Origin of the sequence: Novosphingobium sp. (assembly GCF_036733805.1) — a bacterium.
In the GTDB taxonomy this organism is placed as follows: Bacteria; Pseudomonadota; Alphaproteobacteria; order Sphingomonadales; family Sphingomonadaceae; genus Novosphingobium.
This window is the reverse complement of the sequence record NZ_DAIMZT010000040.1, coordinates 20,968-27,513: the sequence shown is the minus strand read 5'-3', so window position 1 is coordinate 27,513 and position 6,546 is coordinate 20,968. Positions and strand designations below refer to the sequence as shown.

General features: G+C 62.5%; 7 protein-coding genes. 4 read left to right on the top strand and 3 right to left on the bottom strand.

Annotated features, from left to right (window positions below):
- Positions 1 to 28: 28 nt before the first annotated feature.
- The 3 genes from V7D69_RS10645 to V7D69_RS10635 form a co-directional block, all read right to left on the bottom strand.
- Positions 29 to 1,078, bottom strand: a complete 1,050-nt coding sequence (locus V7D69_RS10645) for a helix-turn-helix domain-containing protein (protein ID WP_324062580.1) — start codon at positions 1,076 to 1,078, stop codon at positions 29 to 31.
- Positions 1,079 to 1,231: 153 nt separating this feature from the next.
- Positions 1,232 to 3,508 (bottom strand): phosphoenolpyruvate--protein phosphotransferase, encoded by a 2,277-nt coding sequence (gene ptsP / locus V7D69_RS10640; protein WP_333605772.1) that lies wholly within the window; start codon positions 3,506 to 3,508, stop codon positions 1,232 to 1,234.
- Between the two features lie 94 nt (positions 3,509 to 3,602).
- On the bottom strand, positions 3,603 to 3,758 hold the full coding sequence (locus tag V7D69_RS10635; protein ID WP_324064463.1) for a YdcH family protein: 156 nt from the start codon (positions 3,756 to 3,758) through the stop codon (positions 3,603 to 3,605).
- Positions 3,759 to 3,999: 241 nt separating this feature from the next.
- On the opposite strand from V7D69_RS10635, the gene V7D69_RS10630 reads away from it, so the two are divergent.
- The 4 genes from V7D69_RS10630 to V7D69_RS10615 all read left to right on the top strand — a co-directional run bounded on the left by V7D69_RS10630 (position 4,000) and on the right by V7D69_RS10615 (position 6,541).
- The gene (locus V7D69_RS10630; RefSeq protein WP_324064462.1) at positions 4,000 to 4,197 is read left to right on the top strand and encodes a YdcH family protein; all 198 of its coding nucleotides are present in this window, start codon (positions 4,000 to 4,002) and stop codon (positions 4,195 to 4,197) included.
- Between the two features lie 154 nt (positions 4,198 to 4,351).
- Entirely contained in the window at positions 4,352 to 4,816 is a 465-nt protein-coding gene (locus tag V7D69_RS10625) for a DUF1465 family protein (protein WP_333605771.1), read from the top strand.
- A 55-nt stretch (positions 4,817 to 4,871) separates the two neighbouring features.
- On the top strand, positions 4,872 to 5,756 hold the full coding sequence (locus tag V7D69_RS10620; protein WP_333605770.1) for an MBL fold metallo-hydrolase: 885 nt from the start codon (positions 4,872 to 4,874) through the stop codon (positions 5,754 to 5,756).
- Positions 5,757 to 5,827: 71 nt separating this feature from the next.
- Complete coding sequence (locus V7D69_RS10615; RefSeq protein WP_324064545.1) at positions 5,828 to 6,541, top strand: hypothetical protein; 714 nt, start codon at positions 5,828 to 5,830, stop codon at positions 6,539 to 6,541.
- Positions 6,542 to 6,546: the final 5 nt, after the last annotated feature.

The window sequence follows — 6,546 nt, the reverse complement described above, 5'->3', positions numbered from 1 at the left end:
GCAAGCACCCCCTCTCTGTCGAGGGCAACTAGTTCGAAACCGTGGAAAGCGGTTCGGCCGCCCCCGATGGTCGCGGGCTGGCGGGAGCGGCCGCCGGCGCCGGATCGGCGCTTGCGCTTTCGCTCATGGGCGCGCTCGGACGGATGGCGCTGGGCCCTGTCGCCGCGCGCTTGGACGGCACGGCCGGGGCAGTTGCGGGACGGGCCGCATCGGTCGGCGCAGGAAAAGGCGCCGGGTTCGCTCTTGCCGCCGACGGAGCTGCACCAGGCGTGGACGTGGCGGCCGACCGGAGACGGGCCAGAAGATCAGGCGCGGCCAGCGAAATGTTGGAGACCGTCTGCGGCCGTTGGCTTAGCGGTGGAATGGCCGTGGCGCCAACCGTCACACGCAATGCATCGGGACGTCCCGTACGCAGTTTCGGCGCCTGCACGCCCGCCGGCATGGTCCAGCTTTCGCCCTTGGCCAGCTCTTTCTCCAGAAGCCGCGCTCCGCCCGCATCCGTGACGGACACCCAGATATGATCCTCCGTCGCCGTGAGCACCACCAGGCCGGCAGCGGACGGAGAGGACGGGGCCGATCGTGCCGGTGCCCCAGACGAAGGAGTGCTCGCGACCGGTTTGGGTGCATTAGTGGGCAGCAGGTCGGGCAGCTTGCCTTGCGGCGAGAGGAAGCTGCCCCAGAACATCAGCAACAGCGCGACCACCACGACGGCGCCGCCCCCGGCGAACCACACTAACCGTACCGGCGGCACCCGCGCCGGATCGCCCGGTTCGAAACTTGGCGCCAACTCGATACGACCGGTATCCTCAGCGTCCAGTTGAGCGCGCACGATGGCCGCAATTTCCGCCTCGTCAAGCCCCAGCGCCCGCGCATAGGCACGGGCGAAACCTACCGCATAAGTCCGCGCCGCCAGGTCGCCGAAGCGGTTCTCCTCTATGGCGAGAAGATGGCGTTCGGCAATTTTGGTTCGTGAGGCAATGTCACTACGGCTCAAACCTGCGGCTTCCCGCGCGGAACGCAAGATGCCGCCGGCGGTCAATGAAAGGCCGGCCTCTCCCAGATCGTCTGTGCTTTCCATTCGGCTCCCGAAGGGTATCGGTATTTGCACTTGTTGGCGTTCATAACCAAGACGTCCAGATATCCAAAGTCAATTGCAACCCCACGCGATAACTCAAAATATCGCCACTTTTGCAACAGACGCGCGCGATGTTCGCCGCGCTGGTCCGAACGTTCAATCGACCTGAATGTCCCGCCGCGTCGCCCACTCGGTCAACACGGCGCGCAGATCTTCCGGCGGAGATGCCAGCCAGCCTTCCATGGCGGCGCCAATCTCGCGCAAGTCGACCTTGCCGACCAGCTCCTTAATGGGGCCGATCGCGGCGGGCGTGATCGACATGCGCCGGATGCCCATGCCCAGCAGCGCCAGCGCCTCCAGCCGCCGCCCGCCCATCTCGCCGCAAACACTGATGTCGACCTTGAAGCCTTCCAGGCTCCGCACTGCCCGGCGGATGAAACGCAGAATCGCGGGGCTCAGCCAATCATAACGTTCTGCCAGCTTGGGATTGGAGCGATCCGCCGCGAACAGGAACTGCGTAAGATCATTTGTGCCGATCGAGAGGAAGGAGATTTTCGGCGCCAGCAGGTCGAGCTGCTCGGCAATCGCCGGCACTTCCAGCATGACGCCATAGCGGATGGCTTCGGGCAATACTTTCTTCTGCCCGCGCAGATAGGCCAGCTGCCTGTCGAACACTGCCTTGGCCGCATCGAACTCCCAAGGTTCGGCCACCATCGGGAACATGACATTCAATGTACGCCCCGCCCCCGCTTCCAGCAGCGCGCGCGCCTGCGCCTTCAACAAGCCGTCGCGCTCCAGCGCCACCCGGAGCGCACGCCAGCCCATCGCCGGATTCTCCTCTCCCTCACCATCGTCATGACGCAGGTAAGGGAGAGTCTTGTCGCCACCGATATCCACCGTGCGGAACACCACCGGCTTATCCCCCGCTGCGTCCATGACATCGCGATAAAGTCGTGTCTGGCGCTCCCGCTGAGGCAGCGTGGCCGAAACCAGGAACTGGAACTCGGTGCGAAACAAGCCGATCCCATCGGCACCGGTCAGGCTTAAATTGGCCACATCGTCCCGCAGGCCCGCGTTAATCATCACTTGCACGCGCTGCCCGTCAAGCGAGGTCGGATGCACCTCGCGCAGCGCTGCGTAAGCGGCCTGGCGTTCCCGGCTCTTGGCGAAGCGGGCTTCGAACGCCTCGATCGCGCCAGCCGAAGGGCGCACCGTCGCCATGTCGTGATCGGCGTCCAGCAAAAGCAGATCGCCTTCCCTCACCACGCCGCGAAGGCCGCGCACCCTGCCCAGCACTGGAACGCCCATGGCCCGTGCGACGATCACGACATGGCTGGTCAGCGAGCCTTCCTCAAGGATCACGCCTTTCAGCCGCCGCCGATCATATTCCAGCAATTCAGCCGGCCCCAGGTTCCGCGCAATCAGGATCGCGTCGTTTCGCAGGCCCATCGCGGCGGCCGTGCCGATCTGGCCGGAGACGATCCGCAGCAGGCGGTTCGCCAGATCCTCCAGATCGTGCATGCGATCAGCCAGAAGCGGATCGTCGATCTGGCGCATGCGCATGCGGGTGCGCTGCTGAACGCGCTCGATCGCCGCTTCGGCAGTCAGGCCGGAATCGATCGCCTCGTTTATTCGCCGCGTCCAGCCTTCGTCGTAAGCGAACATGCGATAGGTATCGAGCACCTCCTCATGTTCGCCGCCAAGGCCGAACTCCGCCTGGTTGGCCATGCGATCGATCTGCTCGCGCATCTTCTCGAACGCCAGGATCACGCGCTGGCGCTCAGCCTCGGTATCTTCGGCGACGACATGCTCGATAGTGACGCGCGGCTGGTGAAATACCGCGACGCCGGACGCAAGGCCCTTGACCAGGGTAAGTCCGCGCAATTGTTCCGGCCCGGTCTGAGCCGCGCCGAAAGCGCGCGCGTCCTCTTCGTCGATCAAGTCGGCGTTGACGATCAGTTCAGAGAGCACCATCGCCACGGTCTGCAATGCCTCGATCTCGACTTCCTCGTACCGGCGCGGCTCCACATGCTGCACGCAAAGCACGCCGACGGCCCGTTCACGACGCACGATCGGAACGCCCGCGAACGAATGAAACTTGTCCTCGCCCGTTTCCGGGCGGTAGGAAAAGTCCGGATGGGCAGCCGCTTCGGCAAGGTTGAGCGTCTCTATATTATCGGCAATCGTGCCGACCAACCCTTCGCCCACCGCCATGCGGGTGACGTGCACGGCCTCTTGCGCCAAGCCGCGGGTCGCGAACAGTTCCAGCATCCCTTCACGCAGGAGATAGATCGAGCAGACCTCGCTATCGAGGCATTGGCCGATCACTTCCACCACAGTGTTCAGCTTCGCTTGCGCATGGCTGCGCGAAGCCATCACCTCGTGAAGGCGCGTCAGGATGTTTCGTGCTGCTGCTACGGCTCCGCTGGTCATTCCTTAGCACGTACCCCAAAGAATGCGCCTTGGGAACGCAGCGAAACCGAGAAATCAGCGTGTTCGGTCGATATCGCTTAATCGAAATCCGCGGTCAGTTCCGCACGATCTCCTCTTTGATCCTGAGCTTTCGCTTCTTGAGGGCCTGGATCAACGCGGCATCAGGCATTGGGCGGCTCATCTCGGCATGGATCTGCCGTTCGATACCGGCATGTTTGAGCTGCAAGGCGCTGACGTGCGAACTATCCATGGATGGTTCCTCCTTTTGGAGCCGGAAGCGTCTTCGTGACACGATACCGAACGCCCGGACTGGCGACTCGGCTGTTCTGATCCGGCGCGAAATGGAGGGAACCATATTCAGGCCGTCTTGCGAAGAGTATGATTGCTACATATTCGGTAAAGCGCGTGCCTCCTGCGCCCAGTAGGACCAGCCCGTACAGTGCCTCCGGCATCGTGAAACGCGGTGCCCCAATCAGATGAGGAATTCCGGCGTGACCGAAGAGGAAATGCGAAAACGCCTGGAAATGCTGAAGATTGAACACAGGGATCTTGACGCGGCAATTGACGCGCTCCTTGCGTCAGGCTCGGGAGACCAGATGCAGATCGCCCGCCTCAAGAAACGCAAATTGAAATTGAAGGATCAGATCACCCAGATCGAGGATTACCTGATCCCCGACATCATCGCTTGAATGCCGGCCTGGAGAGCGAGCGAAACGCAGCTTGAACAGGCGGCCTTGTGTTCACAATGAACCGTTCCGATCGGGGACAGCGGATATTTTTGCCCGGCATTTTTAACCAACGATAGTTGCCGTCGAATCGCACATGGGAAATATCGGAACGGCAATGTCCGAACCGGTCGCCATAAACCCTCGCATTATCGAAGCTCTTTATTGCGAAGCGCTCATCCTGTCCGATGAAGTGCGTCATACCTTCACCCTCTCCGGCAGACTGGAATGCGCCGGCACGGATGAAGACCTCACACGCATCGCGCTTTCCAGCGAAGGCCTGCGCACGACCACGCGAATGATGCATGCGATCGCTTGGCTGCTCAATCACCGCGCTTATTTCATGGGCGAGATCAATGAATTGCAGCTACGCCGCCATGGCCGCCTCTCTCCCGACATGCACCGTTCGGAACCGAAACAGCTTGCCTTGCTCGAACCGCCCGTCATCCGTCTGGTGGAGGCTACCCGTCGCTTCTACGAGCGGTTGCTGCGGCTCGACCAGAGCTGGCGGTTGACGGAACAGGGCCGGTCCAGCGCGGTAGAACGCCTGCGCGAAAGGATCGAACGGCGCCTCGTCAGCTGAGACGGCGCGCGACGATATCCTCGACAGGCGGCCCGGCAGCAACCATATCGCATTCATGGACGCTATCCGGGACATCGATCAACCCTATACCGTGGCCGAGCAGATCGGACCGCTCGTGCGCCGCGTTCTCGCCCGCAACCCCTCCCCTTTCACATACACCGGCACACAGACCTATATCGTCGGCGATGCCGGCAATGTTGCGGTGATCGATCCCGGACCGGACGAGGCCGAACACCTCGACGCCTTGTTGAGCGCAATCGGCGCGGCCAAGGTGAGGGCGATCTCCTGCACGCATACGCATCGCGATCACTCGCCCGGCGCCGCGCCGCTCGCCGCCCGCACCGGGGCGCCGATCATCGGCTGCGCGCCGCTGACGCTCGAGGATGACGGCCCCCGCGCTGATGCCGCTTTCGACGACGCCTATCGCCCGGACCTCGTGCTGACGGACGGAGAAGCGATCGACGGTGAGGGTTGGACACTGCGCGCCGTCGCCACGCCCGGCCACACGTCCAACCACTTGTGCTTTGCGCTAAGCGAGACCGGGGCGCTGTTCACCGGAGACCACGTCATGGGTTGGTCGACCAGCGTGATATCTCCGCCCGATGGAGACATGACCGCGTATATGGCGAGCCTGCAAAAGCTTTATGACCGCGGGCAGGACACCGTCTATTATCCCGCGCACGGCGCCGCCGTTGAAAAGCCGCGACAACTCGTGCGCGGGATGATCGGCCATCGTCGCCAGCGCGAAAAGCAGATCCTGCGCCAGATCGAAGCCGGCCGCACGCGCATCGCCGAAATGGTGCCCCAGATGTACAAAGGGGTGGATGAAAGGCTCTGGCCCGCCGCCGGACGATCCGTGCTGGCGCATCTGATCGATCTGGAAAGACGAGGGGTTGCGGTCCGCGATGAAGAAGAATGGACGCTTATCGGTTTAAAATAACATCGCTAAAGCATATTTCTTTTAATTCGCGACACCGCTATTCTCCCACTGCAACGTGGGTGGAGAGAAAAGTGGCGACAATTGGCGAGACGCGCATCGTGCGTCTTTCGTTTTGGGCGAAGATGGCGATCGGCATCTCCGCCTTTATCGTTTTCGGATTTGCTCAGTTCGGCCTGCGGGGCATGGTCGACTATGTGCATGCGCCCATTGTGATGCATCTGCATGCCGTCGTAATGCTGGCGTGGCTGACCTTGCTGACGACGCAAGCATTACTCGCCGGACGCGGCGGGCTGGGCCTGCACCGCCGGTTGGGATGGGCCAGTGCCGTGATGGTCCCATTGATCGTTGTGCTGGCCAGCATGACTTGCCTGGCGGCCATCCATGCGAGAATTTTTCCGCAGTTCTTCACGGCGCCCTATTTCCTCGCTCTGGTGCACGTGGATGGCGCTTTCTTCGCGGCGACCGTCGCCACCGCCATCGCACAACGCCAGCGGAGCGACTGGCATAAGCGCCTGATGATAGGATCGACGGTGCTGCTGATGGACCCGGCGCTGGGCCGTGTTCTTCCTATGCCGTTGATCCTGCCCTGGGGCGAATGGCTTTCGCTGGCGATCCAGCTTGGCGTGGTCGGGCTGGTCATGCGCCACGACCGTAGCGAGTTGGGCCGTATTCACCCGGCAACCGTGGCGATTTTCCTAATCGTGACGCTTTCGCACGTGATTGTCGAATTGCTGGCGATCACGCCCGCTTGGATCGCCTTCACGACCCGTATCACGGGAGCATGACCCGC

Coding starts and splice junctions, on each gene's coding strand:
- V7D69_RS10645 (WP_324062580.1), bottom strand. CDS start 1,078: ATGGAAAGCACAGACGATCTGGGAGAGGCCGGCCTTTCATTGACCGCC.
- ptsP (WP_333605772.1), bottom strand. CDS start 3,508: ATGACCAGCGGAGCCGTAGCAGCAGCACGAAACATCCTGACGCGCCTT.
- V7D69_RS10635 (WP_324064463.1), bottom strand. CDS start 3,758: ATGGATAGTTCGCACGTCAGCGCCTTGCAGCTCAAACATGCCGGTATC.
- V7D69_RS10625 (WP_333605771.1), top strand. CDS start 4,352: ATGTCCGAACCGGTCGCCATAAACCCTCGCATTATCGAAGCTCTTTAT.
- V7D69_RS10620 (WP_333605770.1), top strand. CDS start 4,872: ATGGACGCTATCCGGGACATCGATCAACCCTATACCGTGGCCGAGCAG.